This is a genomic window from Arthrobacter sp. JB02-1C, from assembly GCF_057748045.1.
Genome location: NZ_CM173235.1, coordinates 555,130 through 574,306, shown reverse-complemented (window position 1 = coordinate 574,306; position 19,177 = coordinate 555,130). Strand labels below are relative to the sequence as shown.

Genomic DNA, 19,177 nt, shown 5'->3' with positions numbered 1-19,177 from the left:
GCAGGCCATGAGCGGATGGCGGCGTTACGATTCGCATCTGATCCCGGCGTTCCACGAGAGGTTCGAGCAGCGATGGGGCGCGGGCACCGCGCCGTTCCTTGACCCCGAAGCCCACGAACTGCCGCTTCCCCGGGCCCAGTGGATCAACGTCGACACCGGGGCGGCCCTGGCTGTGGTGCCCATCTGGTCCGACGATGAAAGCCAACAGCGGTCCTTCGGCGTCTTCTATCTGCCGCCGGCCGGCGACATCTGGGTGCTCAGGCCCGGGTTCACCGGCTACCTGGAACCCGCGCAGGGTGACGCGGAACAACTCCTGACCCTCCGAAACGATGCCTTCAAGAAGGCGGTGGCGCACGCGAAGGAGTTCCTGTTCGGGCCGGAACCGTTGGCGCCCTGACGCTGTGCCACGGCTGCGTTCGGCGCGGCAGCGCGCCGATTGTGGCGCGGCACCCTGCCACAGCCTAAAATCGACCAACTGCCACTAACTGCATAGGGGATCCGCTACATGAACGCTTCGGCCCACGAATTGGCCGCCCTGCTGCCCGCCGGCTTCACCGTGGGGGTGGCCACCGCCGCTTTCCAGATTGAGGGAGCGCTGGACGAAGACGGGCGGGGACCCTCCGGATGGGACGTCTTCGCGGCCAAGCCGGGCTCGATCGTGAACGGCCACAGCCCGGCGATAGCCTGCGACCACTACCACCGGATGCCCGAAGATGTGGCACTGATGAAGGAGCTGGGGGTCGATTCCTACCGGTTCTCGTTGTCCTGGCCGCGCATCCAGCCCGGCGGAAGCGGGCCGGTGAACCCTAAGGGGCTGGACTTCTACGACCGGCTGATCGACTTGTTGCTCGCCAACGGCATTGCCCCGATGGCCACCCTCTACCACTGGGACACCCCGCTGGAGCTGGACGAGGCCGGCGGCTGGATGAACCGGGACACCGCCTACCGGCTGGGCGAGTTCGCCGCCATCGCGGCAGCGGCCTACGGCGACCGGGTGGCGCGCTGGGTGACCATCAACGAACCAGCCACGGTCAGCGCCAACGGCTACATGCTGGGCCTGCATTCGCCCGGGAAGGCGCACATGCTCAAGGCCCTGCCGAGCGTCCATCACCAGTTGCTGGGCCACGGGCTTGCACTGCAGGCGCTACGCGCAGCCAAGGTCCCGGGGGACGTCGGACTCACCAACGTCTACTCCCCGATGGTGCCGGCCTCGATCAACCCGTTGGACAAGGTCAGCGCCGGGCTTATGGATGTGGCCCAGAACCGCCTGTACGCGGACCCCGTGCTGCTGGGGAAATACCCGGATGCCGTCCGCGCCGCCACGTTCTTCTCCTCGTTCAGCCCGTCCAGCGAGGATATGGACCTCATCTCGCAGCCGGTGGATTTCTACGGGTTGAACTACTACATGCCCACCCGGGTCGGTGCCGGTCCGGGGGACGGTACCGTCCCTGAAGGGATGGCCGAGGCAATGGGGAACGACCTGAACGGCGGAGCCGGCACCCCGTTCCACATTCAAAGCTTCCCCGACACCGAGATCACCGCCTATGGCTGGCCGATCAAGCCTGACTACATGGCAGTGGCACTCGCGGAAATGGCGGAACGGTACCCGGACCTGCCGCCGGTCTACATCACCGAGGGCGGGGCGAGTTTCGAGGACCTGGAGATCCACGACGCCGAGGGCCGCCTGATCGTTCCCGATGAGCGCCGGGTGCGCTACCTGGCTGAACATCTCGAAGCCGCCCTGGCGGCGACCTCGCCCGGCGGCGCGGCCGAATCGATTGACCTGCGCGGCTACTACGTGTGGTCGCTGCTGGACAACTTCGAGTGGTCCGCCGGCTACAAGCAGCAGTTCGGCCTCCTGCACGTCGACCGGGACACAATGGTCCGCACCCCGAAGGCGTCCTTCCACTGGCTCCGGGAACTCCTGGCGGCCCGCAACCGGCCGGAGTCCGCGGCGGACACCGGCAGCGCCGAAGCCGTGGCCGAGCCGGAGCACGAGGCGGGAAGCGCCGACGCCGCGGCCCCCGCCGGCTAGAGGATGTCCAGTTCCCGCAGCCGCTTGGCCAGGCCCGCGCCGTCGGGCGAGTAGACCCAGGGGACGGCCGAGCCGGTGTGGTCGCCGTTTTCGGAATGGCCGCCGGCCAGCACGGCCTCGCCGGCGGAGAGCTGGCGGATGCCGATCGCGGCAACCCTGTTGCCGTGCTGCTTCGCGAACTCCGAATAGATCGCCTCATCATGCTGGCCGTTGTCGCCAAAGAGCAGCCAGCGCATGTTGGGGAACTCCTGGGCCAGCAGTTCAAGGTTGCGGCGCTTGTGCTCCTGGCCGCTGCGGAACCAGCGGTCGTTGGTCAGGCCCCAGTCGGTCAACAGCAGCGTGCCGGAAGGGTACATGTTGCGCGCGATGAAGCGCGCCAGCGTCGGCGCCGCATTCCAGGGACCGGTGGACAGGTAAATGACCGGCGCCTCGGGGTGCTCCACGAGCAGCCGGTCCAGCAACACGGCCATGCCCGGGGTGGCCATCCTGGCCCGTTCGTTGAGCACGAAGGTGTTCCACAGGGCCAGGAACGGCCGGGGGAGGGCCGTGACCATGATCGTGTCATCGATATCGGAGACGATGCCGAGTTCGGTGTCCGGGGCGATCACGAAGATCATCGCCTCGGCCGGCTCCGTGCCCTCGGCGCGCAGCACGGCGGTGTGCCAGCCGGGTGCCAGGGATACCGGAACGATGGTGTCGATAACGCCGCCCCGGTCCGCGCTTACCCGGGTGGTGGTGCCGCCGATTTCAATGTCCACCTCGGCGAACTGGATCGGGACTGAGGTAAAAGCGCGCCAGCCGCGGACATTCTGGTTTCCGTTCTGGGCTGCCTGCTCCGCCCGGCTCCCGGGGGCGGCCCTGCTGGTGAGCACCACCCGGCCCAGCACGCGGACCCACTCCGTGGAGCCGTAGCCCTGGTAGGCGATGGTCTGCGGACCGAACTTCCAGCTCCTCGCAGCCTTCAGCCGCAGGTGGTTGACCGTGTCGGAGACCAGATGCGCCAGCCGGAAGGCCCTGCCACCCGAGACCTTCCCGGTCGGAGGCGGTTCGTGGGCTGGTTGCTGCGACGCCAATTCCATAGCTCCACTCTCCCACAGCGGCCCCACGGCTCTCCCGCAGCGGCCCCCGGCGGCCGCACGGTAGCCCCACGGGGCCCGCGTCGTGGCACCGCCGGCGGCTGCCCGGCCGGTCACCGACCGTCGAGGAATCCGCGCAGGGTGAAGGCGTTGCGCACGGCGTTGCCGCCGCCGTCGTTGTTGAAATACGCGTAGACGTCCTGGCCGTTGCCCTGCCACTCGCGGATCCGGTCCGCCCACCAGCCCAGATCGTGATCGGAGTAGGAGCCGGCGTACAGCTGGTTCCGGTCCGGGCCGTGCAGCCGGACGTAGACAAACGGTGCGGTGGCCCGCAGGATGCAGGGCAGGTCTGCGCCGCTCATGATGCAGTACGCGGCGCCGTGCCGTTCCAGCACGTCAAACACCGCCGGGTGGTCCCAGCTGGCATGCCGGAACTCCACGCTCACCCGGATCCAGTCCGGCAGCCGGGCCAGGAAGTAGTCCAGCCGGGCATCGTCGCGGGCCAGGTCCGGCGGAAGTTGAACGAGCAGCACGGCGCGTTTGTCCGCCAGTTCGTGCCAGCCCCGGGCAATCCGCTCGATCCACACCTCCGGTTCGTAGAGTTTCTTGCCATGGGTGAGTCCGCGCGGGGCCTTGACGGACATCGTGAAGCCGTCCGGGAGGCGCTGCCGCCAACTGGCGAAGGAGCTTTCGCGCGGCCACCGGTAGAAGCTCGCATTCAGCTCCACCGTGCTGAACCGGGACACGTAGCGGGCCAGCCGGTCCCGGGCCGGGAGTCCGGGCGGGTACAGCACGTTCTCCCAGTGGTCGTAGCTCCAGCCGCTCGTGCCGATCTGTGCCACGCCGCGCCGGGTCTGCTGCGGTTCAGCTCCCTGCGGCGATGCTGGCGCCGCCCCCGCGTCCTGTTCCGGCATGATGGGATCCTAGCCTGCCGCGGCGTCCTCGTGCGGCGGTGCGTCATATGGCACTGTAGGACGCATGGCTCGGATCGAGGATTATGCACTGGTCGGCGACCTGCACACCGCCGCGTTGGTCAGCACGGAAGGCTCCATCGATTGGCTCTGCCTGCCGCGCTTCGATTCGCCGGCGTGCTTCAGTTCCCTGCTGGGCGGCCCGGACGCCGGGCGCTGGCTGCTGGCCCCGGCCACCGGCGGCGAGTGCACCCGGCGCCGCTACCGTCCCGACACGCTGATCCTCGAATCGGACTGGGAAACCCCCGACGGCGCGGTCAGGGTCATCGACTTCATGACGCCGCGGGACGGGGCCGCGGACATCGTACGGATCGTCGTCGGGCTCCGCGGCACCGTCCGGATGCGCGGCGAACTGGTCCTGCGGTTTGACTACGGGCATGTTGTGCCCTGGGTCAGGCACGACAAGCACGGGATCCACGCCGTCGCCGGCCCGGATGCGGCCTACCTTGTCACGGATGTCCCGCTGCGCGGTGAACACATGGAGACCACCAGTGATTTCACCGTCACCGCCGGCCAGCGCCTCCCGTTCGTGCTGACCTGGTCGCCCAGCCACCTGGCCCGCCCGCGTTCGGTGGACCCCGAGCAGGTCCTCAAAGACTCGGAGGCGTTCTGGCGGCAGTGGTCGTCCCAATGCCGGGTCACGGGTCCCTACCGCGACGCCGTGCTGCGCTCGCTGATCACCCTCAAGGCCCTCACTTTCGCCCCGACCGGCGGCATTGTGGCGGCTGTGACCACGTCCCTGCCGGAGGAACTCGGCGGCCAACGGAACTGGGACTACCGCTACTGCTGGCTGCGGGACGCGACCCTGACCCTGCAGGCCCTGCTCGCCTCCGGATACTCCGGGGAAGCGGCGGCCTGGCGGCACTGGCTGCTGCGCGCGGTGGCCGGGGACCCCGCCGACCTGCAGATCATGTACGGGCTGCACGGAGAGCGCAGGCTGCCGGAGATGACCCTGGACTGGCTGCCCGGTTACGAGGGGTCAACGCCGGTGCGGATCGGAAACGCCGCCGCCGGGCAACTCCAGCTGGACGTATGGGGGGAAGTCCTGGACGGCCTGGCCCTCACCCGGACCTCGCTGCTGCGGCAAAAAGACGAGTCCTGGGACGTCCAGATCGCCTTGATGGAGCATCTGGAGACCGCCTGGACCGCACCGGACAACGGGCTCTGGGAGATGCGTGGTCCGCGGCGGCACTTCACCCACTCGAAGGTGATGGCCTGGGTCGCTGCGGACCGGATGGTCAAGGGCGTCCGGGACTTCGGCCTGCCCGGCCCGGCCGACCGCTGGGAAACTCTCCGGGACACCATCCATGCCGAGGTCATGGCCCACGGGTTCGACGCGGAACGCAATACCTTCGTGCAGTCCTACGGCCGCCCCGAACTCGACGCCAGCCTGCTGCTCATCCCGCGGGTGGGCTTCCTGCCCCCGGACGACCCCCGGGTGGTCGGCACCATCGACGCCGTACAGCGCGAGCTCAACCAGGACGGTTTCTTGCTCCGCTACCGGCAGGATCAAAGCGACGACGGCGTCCCGGGCGACGAGGGGGTCTTCCTGGCGTGTTCCTTCTGGCTCGTCGACGCCCTGCTCGGCGCCGGCCGGCGCCGGGAAGCGCGGGAGCTGTTTGACCGGCTGCTCGCGCTGCGCAACGACGTCGGTCTCCTCAGCGAGGAATGGGGCGTCGAGGAGGCGCGGCAACTGGGCAACGTGCCGCAGGCGTTCAGCCATTTTGCGTTGGTACACAGCGCGCTGAAACTCGAGGCCGACGGTTGAACCGGGCACTCCGCCCGGGACTGGCGGCCGCCACGGGCCGGTCCCGGCCCCGGCACTGGACGGTGACTGGACTGTTCCTGACTGGACTGTTCCTGACTGGACTGTTACTGGCGGGCCAGGACTTTTATCCAGCGCATAGATAAGTATACTTACTAACACCCCCGTTTGGGGTGTGGATTGAAGGAGTATGCGATGGCTGGATATTTCGAGCTCGTGGACGCGCCCGACGGCGGCTACCGGATCCGGATGATGGACGCGGTGGGTAGCCTGATGGCTGTCTCCGTGACGTTTCCGACCAAGCGGGCAGCCGTTGCAGGCATCGCACAGACCCGCGAAATCGCCGGGACCGGACTGGTCCGGGACCGCAGCGGCGAGAGCCAGTCAGCAGTCGTGACCGCACTGGCCAAGCGGCGGACCGGCGGTGGCGCGGGACGCGGCTCATCGTTGACCGGAGGAACCCTGGCGGCGGTGAAGCGCACCCGTGCCCACAACTGACACGCCCTCCGCCGGGCAGCACCGGGCGGCCGTTCTCTTCGACGTCGACGGTACGCTGGTCGATTCGTCCTACCTCCACACCCTTGCCTGGTGGCAGGCGTTCCGGCAGGCCGGCTACGACGTGCCGATGGCGAGCATCCACCGTGCGGTGGGCATGGGCGGGGACCGGGTCCTGGACCACCTCCTGCCGCAGGACCGCGACACGGCCGCGGACCCGGACATCATGACCTCCCACGCGGCCGTGTTCTCTACCTTTTGGCCCGCCCTGCGCCGGCTCGACGGTGCGCGGGAACTCCTGGCCCAGTGCTTCGACAGCGGGCTTGCCGTCGCCCTCGCCTCCTCCGCCCGGGACCGGGACCTGGAGATGCTCAGGGGCGCCATCGGCGCGGACGCTTACATCCACGCGGCCACCAGCTCGGCCGACGCGAAGGAAAGCAAACCGGCGCCGGACATCCTCATCGCTGCGCTCAAGGCCGTCGACGTTCCCGCCGACAACGCCGTCTACGTCGGCGACGCCGTCTGGGACGTCATGGCCGCCGGTGCCCTGGATATGCCGACGATCGGCCTGACCTGCGGCGGCACCAGCGAGGCGGAACTCCGCGCCGCCGGCGCCGCCGAGGTCTACGACAGCCCGCGCGCACTGCTGCAGAACCTGGCCGGCAGCGCCATCGGGAGGCTCGCCGCCCGCGTCCACGGCCACTGACCTCCCGGGCAGCGGCGCGCCTCCCGGCGTTCCGTGTCCAGGTCCCGGGCACCCGAGATTTCCGTCCACCATCGAAAGGCATCCACGTGAAGGCACTTACCTGGCAGGGCAAACGCTCCATCGGCGTCGAAGAAGTCCCCGACCCGGTCATCCAGAACCCCACCGACGCGATCGTCCGGATCACGTCCACGGCCATCTGCGGTTCCGACCTGCATCTCTACGAGGTCCTCAGCCCCTACATGCACAAGGGCGACATCATCGGCCACGAGCCGATGGGCACCGTGGTGGAGGTCGGCAGCGCGGTCACCAACCTGGCAAAGGGGGACCGGGTGGTGATCCCGTTCAACATCTCCTGCGGGCACTGCTTCATGTGCAGCCACGGGTTGCAGTCCCAGTGTGAGACCACGCAGGTCAAGGAAAAGGGAACCGGAGCTGCGCTCTTCGGCTTCTCCGAACTGTACGGCTCGGTGCCCGGCGGCCAGGCAGAATACCTGCGCGTGCCGCACGCGGACTATGGGCCGATCAAGGTTGGCTCCGAACTCCCGGACGAGCGCTACCTCTTCCTCTCGGACATCCTCCCGACCGCCTGGCAGGGCGTGAAATACGCGGACGTGCCCGACGGCGGCACGCTGGCGGTCCTCGGACTGGGCCCGGTGGGGCAGTTCGCCTCCCGGATCGGGAAGCACTTCGGCCTGCGCGTGATCGGCGTGGACCCCGTACCCGAGCGCCGGGCCATGGCGGAGCGGCACGGCGTCGAGACCCTGGACTTTTCCAAGAACACCGCCGACGAGCTGCGCTCGATGACCGAGGGCCGGGGGGCCGACTCGGTGGTGGACGCCGTCGGCATGGAAGCGCACGATTCACCGGTGGCGTCGTTCGCGCAGCACGCGGCCGGACTGCTGCCGGATAAGTTGGCGCAGAAGGCCTTCGAAACCGTGGGCGTTGACCGGCTCTCCGCGCTGCACACCGCACTGGACGCGGTCCGCCGGGGCGGCACCGTCTCGCTTAGCGGCGTCTACGGCGGCTCGGCCTCACCGATGCCGCTGATGCACATGTTCGACAAGCAGATCCAGCTGCGGATGGGCCAGTGCAACGTGCGGCGCTGGACCGAGGACCTGATGCCGCTGGTGGAGGCCGACGCCGACCCGCTGGGCGTGATGGACCTGGTGACCCATCGGGCCAGCCTCGATGAGGCCCCGGCCATGTACGAGAAGTTCCAGAAGAAGCAGGACGGCTGCATCAAAGTGGTGCTCAAGCCCTGACGGCACGGGGCCTGCGGACCCGTTTAGCGGCGGGCAGGCCTAGCGGCCGCGGAACCGCTTCTTCCAGAGTTTGAGGAAGTTGCGTTCCACGTCGGCCGCCAGGGCCTCTTCCTTGGCGTGGAGCCGGCCGAAGCTGAAGCCGGCGCCGCCGTCCGGCGTCCGGCGGGCCAGGTCCGCGAGCCGGGCCCGGGCCACGACGCTGTCCTGGTGCTGTCCGAGCAGGCGCTGGATCTTGCCCGCGGCCTTGGCCGCTTTTCTGGCGCGGCGGCGCCGTTTTCCGGCCCGCGCGGTGCCATCCCGGCCGGTCACTGCGGCCAGTTCGGCCGAGTAGCGCAGTCGTTTGGCGGCCTTGCGGACCTCGTGCAGGCCGGCGTCGTGCGCGGCGCCGGCGTCCCCGCCCGCCGGGGGCAGGGCATCAACGGCGCGGTGCAGCCGGCGGTCGTCCTTGGCCGTCAGTTTCGCGATCCGCGCTCCTGGGGCCGTGGCGGCTTTGGCCGAGAGCGGCGGCTCGGCAAGCAACTGCCGGGCGTCCGCCAGCAGCCGGGCGTAGCGCCCGCCCTGCAGCGCCTCCCGGGCCGCCGCCATCCCGGCCTCCGCCAGCGCTCCAAGCTCGGCATCGAACTGCTCCGCGGCCGGACCAAAGCGCAGCGATTCGGGCTCGTGCTCGAGCAGCGGGCTGAGCCGGTCGCGGACCACGCCGGGGTCCCGGGCGGCACCGAGCAATCCGGAGAGCCAGCGCAACTCGGCCCGGACCGGTTCGACGGCGTCGGCTTCGAACAGCGGGCGGCCGGAGGCCAGTAATGACCGGAGCCGGCGGGCGGCGACGCGCATCAGGTGGACCTCTTCGGCCTGCCCGGCGCGGACGCCGGCAGCGTGGCGGCACAGTTCGCTGAACTGCTGCTCAAGGTAGGCCAGCAAGGCCTCACCGGCGGTGGTTGCCACGCTTCACTGTACGTCGCCGGAAGGGCGTGCGCAGCGCCTCCCGGCGGCTGTTGTGGGTTAATGTTTCGCGCATCCTGCCGCGGCAGCCCGACCAGGCATAGGCTGGCGGGACCGCACCGCCGTCCGCACATCAGGAGCCCCCATGACTCACCAGCACCAGCACCAGCACCGCCCCGGCCGGGTCGCCGTCGTGACCGGAGCAGGCTCCGGGATCGGCCGGGCCGTGGCCCGGCTCATGCTGGCGGAGGGCTACCGTGTGGTGCTGGTCGGCAGGCGGGAGGCGCCCCTGCTGGAGACCGGCGCCGGCCATGCGCAGGCGCTCGCGGTGACCTGCGACGTCAGCCAGGCCGACGACGTCGAGCGGCTTTTCGCCGTGGTGCTTGAGCATTGGGAGCGGGTGGACGTGCTGTTCAACAACGCCGGCGTCGTCGGCCCGGCTGCCTCGGTCGACGAAATCAGTGTCGCAGACTGGGATGCCACCCTGGCGGTCAACGTGACCGGCTCCCTGCTGTGCGCCGCCGCCGCGGTCCGGGCCATGAAGGCACAATCGCCGCAAGGCGGCCGGATCATCAACAACGGGTCCATCGCGGCGCACTCACCCCGGCCACGCACCGTCGCCTACACGGTCACGAAACACGCGATCACCGGACTGACCAAGAGCATCGACCTGGACGGCCGCGGCTTCGGGATCAGCTGCGGCCAGATCGACATCGGGAACACGGCGACGGAACTGATGACCGCGCTCGGTGTCGGCGAGGGGGCGCTCCAGGCCGACGGCAGCCGCCGGGTCGAGCCGACCTTCCCGGTGGAGGACGCCGCGCGCGCCGTGGTGCTGATGGCCGGCATGCCGGCGTCCGCGAGCGTGGGTTCGCTGGTGATCACCGCCGCGGGGATGCCTTTTATCGGCCGCGGCTGAGTAACGTGGGCGGCCAGGCGGCCCCTGGCTAGAGCGGCAGCAGCCGGGACAGGTCCGCGCGGAGCCCCGAAGCCGCCACCCGGCCGGCCTCGACTGCGTCCGCCCAGCTGAGCCGGCCGCTGACCATCGCCAGCCAGGTGGCGGCGTCGCACTCGATCACGTTGGGCGGGGTGCCGCGGGTGTGCCGCGGGCCCTCGACGCACTGGGTCACCCCGAACGGGGGCACCCGGACCTCCACCGAGTTCCCGGGAGCCCGGGCGGTGACCTCCTCCAGGGTGTAGCGCACCGCCGTCGCGAGGGTGCTCCGGGACACCGGTGCCGCGGTCTGGGCTGCCGGCACCGTTGAGGCCGCCTCCAGGGATGCCGTCGCGGGCGGGCCCGGGGATGCCGTCGCGGGCGCGGTGGCCTCGCGCCAGGCCGCCAGCGCCGCGGCACCCTCCTCCAGCGGGATCCGCCGGCGGGAGACAGCCACGGCCTAGTCCAGCAGCGCCGACACGGCGCGGCCCAGGCGGATCTTGCCGACCGGACGGCCGCCCCCGAGTACCGGCTCGACGACCTTTTCGAGCACGCTGGAGACCTCCGGGATCTCCACGGCGCCGGCGGCGGCGAGCAGGGTCAGGCCCACCAGGGTGGTGGCCCGGATGTTGCCGTCGAGGACCTTGATCGCCACCGACACGCCCTGCGGGGTGGCCATCACCAGCACCCCTTCAGCCCCGACTTTCGCGATGATGCCGAGCTCGTCCATGACGATCGTGTTGGCCTGGCCGCGGCCCTGCACGGCCCACGGGTAGTCCAGCATGGACGTGGCGATCGTGGCGGCGCGGGCGTTTGAATTCTTGTCCCCGGGCGCCTTCGCGAGCCGGGAGAAGGCGCGGGCCAGTCCGGTGAGCGAGACGGCGGCGACCGGGGCCCCGCAGCCGTCGATTCCGAGGTGCGCGATCGGCTCACCGCAGTACTCCTCGATCACGGAGCGGATCCGTTGCTGCAGCGGGTGATTTGGTTCCAGGTAGCTGTGCGTATCCCAGCCGTTTTCGGTGCAGGCCCAGAGGAAGGCGGCGTGCTTGCCCGAACAGTTGAAGGCCAGCCGGGTCTTGCCGCGCTCGGTCTGCACCAGCCAGGTCCGCGCCGTCTCATCCTCGGGCCAGGCCGCGGGGCACTGCAGCTGGTCTTCCTTGACGCCGGCGGCCTTGAGCATGCCTTCCACCACGTCCATGTGGTCCAGTGAGCCGACGTGGCTGCCGCAGGCGATCGCCGCCTGGGCGCCGCGCAGCGGCACGCCGGACTGCATCGAGGCCAGGGCCTGCAGCGGCTTGAGCGTGGAACGCGCAAAGATGGGAGTGCTGATGTCGCCAAGTTCGGTAACAACCTGGCCGTCCGCGGACAGCACGACGGCGGAGCCGATGTGCCGGGACTCAACGAAGCCGCTGCGTTCAACGACTGCGAGCTCGACGGCGGACTCAACGGTGAAGGTGGCGTGCGGGTTCAGGGGCATGCTGCAAGTCTATGGTGCCGTCCCCGTCCAGCCCGGTTACTCCACGGTCACCATGACCGACTGCCAGCCCGAGGCGCCGTCCGGCACCGGATCCGCCCGCTTGTCCGTCTGCACTTCGCCCGTCCGGTCGGTGGCGCGCGCCTTGATGTAGTGCGGGCCCGGGGTGGCGGTCCAGTCGAAGGACCACTGCCGCCAGGTCACCACGGACGCCTCCGCGGAAAGCACCGCTTCGGTCCACGGGCCGTTGTCGATCTGGACCTCCACCTTGGTGATGCCGCGGGTCTGCGCCCAGGCCGTGCCACCGACCGCGACCCGTCCCGCGGGGACCCTGGCGAACGACCTGGGCACCTCCACCCTGGCCATCGTCTTGATCGGGCCCCGCTCGGACCACCCCCGCTGCGTCCAGTAGGCCTTGTGGTCCGCAAACCGGGTCACCTCCAGGTCCACCACCCATTTGGTGGCCGAGACGAAGCCGTACAGCCCGGGCACCACCATCCGCACCGGGTAGCCGTGCTCGAGCGGCAGGGGCTCGCCGTTCATACCGATCGCCAGCATCGCGTCCCGGTCATCCTGGAGTACCTCGAGCGGGGTGGAGGCGCTGAAACCGTCGATCGAGGTGGAGAGCACCATGTCCGCACCCTGCTTTGGCCGGGCCATCCTGAGCACGTCCCGGAGGGGCATGCCCAGCCACTTGGCGTTGCCGGCCAGGTTGCCGCCGACGGGGTTGGACACGCAGGTCAGCGAGACATGGGCTTCGATCAGCTTCGCGTCCAGCAGGTCCTGGAAGCTAAGCCGCAGCTCCTGTTCGACCAGGCCGTGAACCCGCAGCTCCCAGTCGGGGGCGTTGATCTCCGGCACGCTGAGCGCCGTGTCGATCCGGTAGAAGTCCTTGTTCGGCGTCAGCCATGGGGTGACCCCCGCAGCCTGGGACTGCACGCCGGCCGGTACCGCGGCGGCAGCCCTGGCCGGAGCCGGCAGTTTCAGGGCCTCCCGGGCCTGGGCCACGTTGCTGCGGGCGGCGCTCAGCAGCCGTCCGCCGGTGGCGGCCGCGCCGGCAGCGACGGCGGTGATGCCGGTGGCGGTGAAGAAGGCGCGCCGGGTGGTGGCGGGGCGGTCCGGTTCCTTGGCGCCGCGGTCCGCCGTGGCATCCGGCCACGCCGCGGCATCCGGCCACGTCCGCAGCCGCCAGAGCCTGGTGGTCAGGAGCCGGAGCACGATGAGCCCGGCCACCGTGCCGATGAGGGAAGGGATGGCGTCGTAGGGTTTCACGCCGGCCCGGGTCACCACGCTCGCGATGATGACGGCGCCCATCAGCAGCACCCCGGCCACGCCCAGCGCCCATTTTCGGTACGCCGCGATGCCCAGCACGCAGGCGAGGAGCAGGATAGTGACAGCCATCCCGACGAACAGCGCGGCCTTGTCATTGGTGCCGAACGTTTCAACGGCAAAGTTCTTCATCCATAGCGGCGTGAAGTCAATGAAGGTGGAACCCAAGGCGATCAGCGGGGTGGCTCGCGTAGTGAAGAATGCGCCGATCAGTTCCGCGACGGACAGGACGACGCCGGCCGAGACCACCCCGGCCAGCGCGGCCAGGGCTGTGGAACCGGACCGGCCCGCAGCCTGATTCCGGTGCTGCGGGCTGCTGCCGGGCTTCTGTGTGCTGAGCGTCTTCATACCCGGTCTTCGGAGCGGCGGGGTGTTGGGATTGTCCGGCGAGGTGGACATGCGCTCCCCTGGGTGGCACGGATGGGCATGTGGGCACTATGTCCAGTGGCCGCGGCCAGGACTGGGCATGTCCCGCGGGTCGGACCGGGCATGTGGGCGCTATGTCCAGTGGCCGCGGCCAGGACTGGGCATGTCCCGCGGGTCGGACCGGGCATGTGGGCGCTATGTCCAGTGGCCGCGGCCAGGACTGGGCATCTGGGCCCTATGTCCAGTGGCCGCGGCCAAGACTGGGCATGTCCCGCGGGGATGGCGTGGAACGGGCGGCCAGGACTGGGCATGTCCCGCGGGGGTCACGGCTTATGAGCCTGCCGGGTCCACAAAGTACCCTTGGGAACTGTGAAGGTACTCGTCATCGGCCCCGGCGGCCGAGAACACGCCATTGTCCGTTCCCTGCTCGCCGACCCGAACGTTTCCGAGGTCCACGCGGCCCCGGGCAACGCGGGCATCGCCAAGCTGGTCCCCACCTACGCCGTCGACACGAACGACCCCGACGCCGTCGCCGCCCTGGCCACCCGGCTCGCCGTCGACCTGGTGGTCGTGGGCCCCGAGGCGCCGCTCGCCGCCGGCGTGTCCGACGCGGTCCGCGAGGCCGGGATCCCGGTCTTCGGGCCAAGCAAGGCCGCCGCACAGCTGGAGGCCTCCAAGGCCTTCGCCAAGGAAGTCATGGCCGAGGCGGGAGTGCCGACCGCGATGGCCCGGGTGGCGTCCAACGCCGAGGAAGCCGCAGACGCGCTGGACACCTTCGGCGCCCCCTACGTGGTGAAAGACGACGGGCTGGCTGCCGGCAAGGGCGTGGTGGTCACCGGCAACCGCGACGAGGCGCTGGCGCACGCGCAGGCCTGCTTCGACGCCGGCGGCACGGTGCTGATCGAGGAATTCCTCGACGGGCCTGAGGTGTCCGTGTTTGTCCTGTGCGACGGCACCACCACCCTGGCGCTGTCCCCGGCCCAGGATTTCAAACGGATCTTCGATAACGACGAGGGCCCCAACACCGGGGGCATGGGCGCCTACACGCCGCTGGACTGGGCGCCGGAAGGGCTGCTCCAGGAGGTCATCGACCGGGTGGCGCAGCCCACCGTGAACCAGATGGCCCACCGCGGCACGCCCTTCGTCGGAGTGCTCTTCGTCGGGCTCGCCCTGACCTCCCGCGGTACCCGCGTCATTGAGTTCAACGTGCGTTTCGGTGACCCGGAGACCCAGGCCGTCCTCGCCCGGCTCAAGACGCCGCTGGGCGGACTGCTGATGGCCGCCGCGAAGGGCGGCCTGGACAAGGTCCAGCCGCTGCGCTGGGCCCGGGAGTCCGCGGTCGCCGTCGTCGTCGCCGCCGAAAATTACCCCGGCACGCCACGGACCGGGGACCGGATCCGAGGCCTTAAGAAGGTCGAAGCCGTCGAAGGCGTCCATGTGGTCCACGCCGGCACCCGGCTCGACGGCGAAGGCAAGGTGGTGTCCGCCGGCGGCCGCGTCCTGGCCGTGGTGGCACTCGGCTCCGACCTCGTCGAAGCCCGCGAACGGGCGTACGACGGCGTCGAACTCGTCCAGCTTGACGGGGCGCAGTTCCGCACCGACATTGCCGGCAAAGCGGCGCGCGGCGAAATCCGGGTCTCCGGGCCGGCCGCCGCGGCCGGCGCCAAGGGAAAGGCGTGAACATGCCCGGAAACGAAGCAGCAAGGCGCCCGGGCGGCCTCGCCACCCCGGCGCAGGACCTCCCCGGGTGGACCCACGTGTACTCGGGCAAGGTCCGGGACCTGTACATCCCGTCGGATTCGGCCGTCACCGAACGCCTCGGCCACGAGTGCGTCCTGGTGGTGGCCAGCGACCGGATCAGCGCCTACGACCACGTCCTGGCGAGCGAGATCCCCGACAAGGGTCGCATCCTCACCCAGTTGAGCCTCTGGTGGTTCGAACAGCTCGGCGTCGAGCACCACGTCCTTGCCGCCACCGTCGACGGCGGGGTTCCCGCCGCCGTCGAGGGCCGTGCCATGATCTGCAAGAAACTCGAGATGTTCCCGGTGGAATGCATCGCCCGCGGTTACCTGACCGGCTCCGGGCTGGAAGAATACCGGCAGTCCGGCACGGTGTGCAGCATCCCGTTGCCGGCCGGGCTGGTGGACGGGTCCCGGCTCGACCAGGCCATCTTCACGCCGTCCGCCAAAGCCGACGTCGGCGACCACGACGAAAACATCACCTACGACGCCGTCGTGGACCTGGTGGGTGAGGATATCGCCGACCGGTTGCGTGAACTGACGCTGCAGATCTACACCAAGGCCGAGGAAGTCGCCCGCGGCCGCGGCATCATCCTGGCCGACACGAAGGTGGAATTCGGCCTCGACACGGCCACGGGCGTGATCACCCTCGGCGATGAGGTGCTGACCCCGGACTCCTCCCGCTTCTGGGACGCGGGCACCTACGAGCCCGGCCGGGCGCAGCCGTCCTACGATAAGCAGTACGTCCGCGACTGGCTCACCTCCGCGGCGTCCGGCTGGGACCGTTCCTCGGACACGCCGCCGCCGCCCCTGCCGGCCGACGTCGTCGACCGCACCCGGAGCCGCTACGTGGAGGCCTACGAGCTGCTGACCGGGCGCGCTTTCGCCTAACTGCCCGTGGCGGCGGCTTCGGCGCGGCGCTGGGCCAGCCGGATCTCCAGCACGGCGTCCATCGCCTGCTGGACCCGGTCCGAGGCGCCCGCCGCGCTGAACTCCTGCTGGGCCTCAGCCAGGTAGACGAGTGCTTCCTCGGCTTCGCCGGCTGCCTTGAGCGCCTTGCCCAGCAGCAGGGCGACCTCGCCGGCCACGTGTTTGGCCAGTGCGTCGCGTTCGCTGTGGATTTCGCGCAGCTTCTGCACGGCCCCGACGATGTCGCCGGTGAGGTACAGCCAGCGGGCCCGGATGAAGGCGACTTCCAGGTAGTCGGTCTTGTTGCCGCCCACGATCGAAAGTGCCAGTTCGGCGCGCTCGATCGAGGACAGGGTCTCCGGTTCCACGATGCCGGACGAGAGGCGGACGGCCGCGGACGCCTTGTTGAACCGGGCCCAAAGGTCGATGTCATGCGCGGGGGAGAGCAGCGTGGCCGCCTTCTCGTGGTATTTGATGCCCTCGGCGTAGTCGTGGCGCATGAAGGCCACGTTCCCGATCACCCAGGCGACCTCGCCGGCGAGCTGGGACATCGACTGGTCGTCCATTTGCGCATTCATTTCCTGGCAGTACTGCCAGGCTTCGTCCAGCCGGCCGCTTTCGGCCAGCGCCCCGATCAGCGCCCGCAGCGCGCCGATGATCAGCGTGGATCCCTGGGGCAACTGGTCGCAGAGCCGCACCGCCTCCTGGGCGTGTTCGACGGCGACCGCCAGCTGGCCCTGGCCGTGGCACACCGCGGCCAGCATCTGCCGGGCACGCACGCCGAGGCCGGCCGACTCGGCGGCCATCGGGTGGTCCAGCAGCCGCTGCACCAGGTCCTGGCACTCCTTGAGCTGGCCCTGCTTCATCAGGCACTCGGCCTGCATGTAGGTCATGTTCCACCAGGCGCTGGTGTTTTTTCCTTCCAGCGCGATCTGCGCCGCGGTGGCGGCGTGGCTGGCGGCCAGCGGGTAGTCGCGCAGGTCCCACGCCTGCCGTGCGTACAGTCCGGCCAGGACGTATTCGGCGTCGCTGACGGACACGGGCTGGCTCCACGCTTCGAGGGCCTTGGGGGCCAGTTCGAGCCGCCTGGCCAGCTCCTCAATGACGTCCGCGGTCGGTTCGCGGCGGCCGGTTTCGAGCAGCGAGATGTAACTGGGCGAGTACTTGTCCCGTCCCAGTTCCGCCTGCGTGAGGCCGCGCTCCAGCCGCTCCGCCCGGAGTTTCTCCCCGAATCCGTTCCCCACGGCTTCCTCCTCATTCCGGACAGTCTTTGTACTAAATGCTTGACACTGTCTGTGCAAGTAATTTTACAATGTATGTCAACAAGGGCTCGTGCTGGCTTTGTAACTATCCGACTCGTATTTCCGACTCGTATTGAGGAAACCCACATGTTGAAGAAGATTGCCGCGTCTGTCGCCCTGGCTGGGGCGTTGGCGTTCTCCGCTGCGGCTCCCGCAGTGCTGTCAGTAAGCGCCATCGGTAACTGGCCGGATCCCATGGGTACCGGCAGCCAGGCGATTGGAAACTGGCCGGATCCGATGGGCTCGGGCCAGGGCAGCCTGTCCGCGATCGGCAACTGGCCGGACCCCATGACCTACTCGACCAATATCGGAAACTGGCCCGACCCGATGTAGCCAGAAGCAACCGCAATCCGCAGCAGCCCCGGGATCCGGCCACGAGTCCCGGGGCTGCTGCGTTGGGTTATAGGACAAAACGTGTGTATGGCCGGGGCCCGCTTCCCAGCGACGGCGGGGGAAATCAGGGGTAGCTAAGCTTTTGGAGCTTAAGGTGGCTGGGGTGCTTGCATATCTCTTGAGTGTTTGATTTGTGGTCGTGCGCTGGTTCGGAACGGGAAAACGGCTGCCGGAAAGCAGCGTTACCGGTGTCTGGGCTGCGGTGGGAGCCGGTCGGGGGCGCGTCCTGACGTGAGCCGGCGGGCGGAGCTGGACGCGTTTCTCGGCTGGTTGCTGGGCACCGGGAGCCAGTCGCTGGTGGACTCGTTCGGAACGGCCCGGTCTTTCCGGCGCCGCACGGCGTGGTGCTGGAACATCGCCCCGCAAATCCCGGTCACGGGCGAGGTCCATGACCAGATCCAGGTCGACGGGATCTACGTGGGCTCGTGGTGCTGCCTGATCGCCGTCAGCGGCGATTACGTGTTGGGCTGGCAGTGGTGTGACACCGAGAAAAAGGCCGCGTGGGCTGCGTTGCTGGGACGCTTCCCGGCCCCGACCGTGGTGATCACCGACGGTGGTTCGGGGATCGCCGCAGCCCTGTCTGAGTGCTGGTCCGCGACCGCGGTCCAGCGTTGCCTCGTCCACGTCCAGCGCAACGTCCGCACCTACCTGACCGGCCGTCCCAGGACCGAGGCGGGCAAGGCGCTGCTGCGGCTGGGGCGGGCTCTGACAAGGATCACAACCGGGGCGGAAGCGGCGGCGTGGCTGGGCGGCCTGAACGACTGGCACCAGACCTACGGGCATCTGGTCAAAGCCCGGACCTATCGCAATGGCAACACCATCGCCCCGGCGTGGGTGCGGGCGAATCAGACCTGGTGGTTCACCCATGACCGGCTCCGGAAGGCCTACCGCCTCCTGGAGCGGCTCAGCCAGGCCGGGACGCTGTTCACCTACCTGCGTACCGAGTTCGCGGGCCTTGAAATCGCTGCCACGACCAACCGGATCGAAGGCGGCACCAACGCCCAGCTCCGTCTGCTGCTGCGGGCCCACCGCGGCATGAGCGAAGAACACCAAAAACGAGCCATCGAGTGGTACCTCTACCTCCACAGCGAAAGCCCGGTCCCGCCGGCCCGGCTCATCCGACCGGCGCACCACACCCCCGCACGCCCACCGGCTCAGACCGCCGTCGAACAACCCCACGGACCCGCGGAATACGGCAATGCCGCTACCGCAGAAGAAGGCCTCTGGGCCCGAACAGGCTGGGCAGGACGCCCGTGACACACCCGGGATTTACACACGTTTTGTCCTATAACCCGCTGCGTTTCCCGATTGAGGCGGGGGACAAAAAAGAGGGCCCTCCGAATGGAGGGCCCTCTTTTGACTGGTCGGGATGACAGGATTTGAACCTGCGACCTCGTCGTCCCGAACGACGCGCGCTACCAAGCTGCGCCACATCCCGATCCGTTACTTCAAAAGCAACTTCACAAGAGTATCCGATTCCGGC

The 19,177-nt window shown here is 69.3% G+C and carries 18 protein-coding genes and 1 tRNA gene; 11 read left to right on the top strand and 8 right to left on the bottom strand.

Translation table 11 applies throughout. The features are described from left to right. The first annotated feature begins 7 nt into the window (after positions 1 to 7). Positions 8 to 397: a hypothetical protein gene (locus AC3ANP_RS02725; protein WP_488331824.1), complete on the top strand. Its 390-nt coding sequence runs from the start codon at positions 8 to 10 to the stop codon at positions 395 to 397. 108 nt (positions 398 to 505) lie between these two features. Beyond that, positions 506 to 2,035, top strand: a complete 1,530-nt coding sequence (locus AC3ANP_RS02720; RefSeq protein WP_488331823.1) for a GH1 family beta-glucosidase — start codon at positions 506 to 508, stop codon at positions 2,033 to 2,035. Here the strand turns inward: AC3ANP_RS02720 and AC3ANP_RS02715 are convergent. Continuing rightward, positions 2,032 to 3,114 carry an App1 family protein phosphatidate phosphatase gene (locus AC3ANP_RS02715; RefSeq protein ID WP_488331822.1) on the bottom strand — a complete coding sequence of 361 codons (1,083 nt, stop codon included), beginning with the start codon at positions 3,112 to 3,114 and terminating at the stop codon, positions 2,032 to 2,034. The two genes, AC3ANP_RS02720 and AC3ANP_RS02715, sit on opposite strands and share 4 nt — an antisense overlap. Positions 3,115 to 3,224: 110 nt before the next feature. Then, positions 3,225 to 4,025 (bottom strand): DUF72 domain-containing protein, encoded by an 801-nt coding sequence (locus AC3ANP_RS02710; protein WP_488331821.1) that lies wholly within the window; start codon positions 4,023 to 4,025, stop codon positions 3,225 to 3,227. 64 nt (positions 4,026 to 4,089) lie between these two features. Between AC3ANP_RS02710 and AC3ANP_RS02705 the strand changes: the two genes are divergently transcribed. From AC3ANP_RS02705 to AC3ANP_RS02690, 4 genes are all read left to right on the top strand, one after another. After that, positions 4,090 to 5,850: a glycoside hydrolase family 15 protein gene (locus tag AC3ANP_RS02705; RefSeq protein WP_488331820.1), complete on the top strand. Its 1,761-nt coding sequence runs from the start codon at positions 4,090 to 4,092 to the stop codon at positions 5,848 to 5,850. Positions 5,851 to 6,042: 192 nt separating this feature from the next. Then, on the top strand, positions 6,043 to 6,345 hold the full coding sequence (locus AC3ANP_RS02700; protein ID WP_488331819.1) for a YegP family protein: 303 nt from the start codon (positions 6,043 to 6,045) through the stop codon (positions 6,343 to 6,345). Further along, positions 6,332 to 7,048, top strand: a complete 717-nt coding sequence (locus AC3ANP_RS02695) for an HAD family hydrolase (RefSeq protein WP_488331818.1) — start codon at positions 6,332 to 6,334, stop codon at positions 7,046 to 7,048. Before AC3ANP_RS02700 ends, AC3ANP_RS02695 begins: the two co-directional genes overlap by 14 nt. A gap of 86 nt (positions 7,049 to 7,134) precedes the next feature. Then, on the top strand, positions 7,135 to 8,310 hold the full coding sequence (locus AC3ANP_RS02690; protein WP_488331817.1) for a zinc-dependent alcohol dehydrogenase: 1,176 nt from the start codon (positions 7,135 to 7,137) through the stop codon (positions 8,308 to 8,310). Between the two features lie 39 nt (positions 8,311 to 8,349). Here AC3ANP_RS02690 and AC3ANP_RS02685 read toward each other — a convergent pair whose 3' ends face one another. Beyond that, positions 8,350 to 9,252, bottom strand: coding sequence for a CHAD domain-containing protein (locus AC3ANP_RS02685; RefSeq protein ID WP_488331816.1), 903 nt, complete (start codon positions 9,250 to 9,252; stop codon positions 8,350 to 8,352). 142 nt (positions 9,253 to 9,394) lie between these two features. Between AC3ANP_RS02685 and AC3ANP_RS02680 the strand changes: the two genes are divergently transcribed. Next, the gene (locus AC3ANP_RS02680; protein WP_488331815.1) at positions 9,395 to 10,168 is read left to right on the top strand and encodes an SDR family oxidoreductase; all 774 of its coding nucleotides are present in this window, start codon (positions 9,395 to 9,397) and stop codon (positions 10,166 to 10,168) included. A 28-nt stretch (positions 10,169 to 10,196) separates the two neighbouring features. Here AC3ANP_RS02680 and AC3ANP_RS02675 read toward each other — a convergent pair whose 3' ends face one another. The 3 genes from AC3ANP_RS02675 to AC3ANP_RS02665 are packed head-to-tail and all read right to left on the bottom strand — an operon-like array spanning position 10,197 to position 13,334. Continuing rightward, the gene (locus AC3ANP_RS02675) at positions 10,197 to 10,640 is read right to left on the bottom strand and encodes a sterol carrier family protein (RefSeq protein WP_488331814.1); all 444 of its coding nucleotides are present in this window, start codon (positions 10,638 to 10,640) and stop codon (positions 10,197 to 10,199) included. Between the two features lie 3 nt (positions 10,641 to 10,643). After that, positions 10,644 to 11,660 (bottom strand): asparaginase, encoded by a 1,017-nt coding sequence (locus AC3ANP_RS02670; protein WP_488331813.1) that lies wholly within the window; start codon positions 11,658 to 11,660, stop codon positions 10,644 to 10,646. 36 nt (positions 11,661 to 11,696) lie between these two features. Further along, positions 11,697 to 13,334: a molybdopterin-dependent oxidoreductase gene (locus AC3ANP_RS02665; protein WP_488331812.1), complete on the bottom strand. Its 1,638-nt coding sequence runs from the start codon at positions 13,332 to 13,334 to the stop codon at positions 11,697 to 11,699. Positions 13,335 to 13,721: 387 nt separating this feature from the next. Between AC3ANP_RS02665 and purD the strand changes: the two genes are divergently transcribed. Both purD and AC3ANP_RS02655 read left to right on the top strand, forming a co-directional pair. Continuing rightward, complete coding sequence (gene purD, locus AC3ANP_RS02660) at positions 13,722 to 15,032, top strand: phosphoribosylamine--glycine ligase (protein WP_488333129.1); 1,311 nt, start codon at positions 13,722 to 13,724, stop codon at positions 15,030 to 15,032. Between the two features lie 2 nt (positions 15,033 to 15,034). Next, a complete protein-coding gene (locus AC3ANP_RS02655) occupies positions 15,035 to 15,982 on the top strand; it encodes a phosphoribosylaminoimidazolesuccinocarboxamide synthase (protein ID WP_488331811.1) in 948 nt (315 codons plus the stop codon). Here AC3ANP_RS02655 and AC3ANP_RS02650 read toward each other — a convergent pair. Next, on the bottom strand, positions 15,979 to 17,244 hold the full coding sequence (locus AC3ANP_RS02650; RefSeq protein ID WP_488331810.1) for a helix-turn-helix domain-containing protein: 1,266 nt from the start codon (positions 17,242 to 17,244) through the stop codon (positions 15,979 to 15,981). The two genes, AC3ANP_RS02655 and AC3ANP_RS02650, sit on opposite strands and share 4 nt — an antisense overlap. A gap of 144 nt (positions 17,245 to 17,388) precedes the next feature. On the opposite strand from AC3ANP_RS02650, the gene AC3ANP_RS02645 reads away from it, so the two are divergent. Continuing rightward, positions 17,389 to 17,634, top strand: a complete 246-nt coding sequence (locus AC3ANP_RS02645; protein ID WP_488331809.1) for a hypothetical protein — start codon at positions 17,389 to 17,391, stop codon at positions 17,632 to 17,634. A gap of 186 nt (positions 17,635 to 17,820) precedes the next feature. After that, positions 17,821 to 18,951: an IS1249 family transposase gene (locus tag AC3ANP_RS02640; protein WP_488331808.1), complete on the top strand. Its 1,131-nt coding sequence runs from the start codon at positions 17,821 to 17,823 to the stop codon at positions 18,949 to 18,951. A gap of 104 nt (positions 18,952 to 19,055) precedes the next feature. Here the strand turns inward: AC3ANP_RS02640 and AC3ANP_RS02635 are convergent. Beyond that, positions 19,056 to 19,132: transfer RNA gene (locus tag AC3ANP_RS02635), tRNA-Pro, on the bottom strand. Positions 19,133 to 19,177 lie beyond the last annotated feature (45 nt).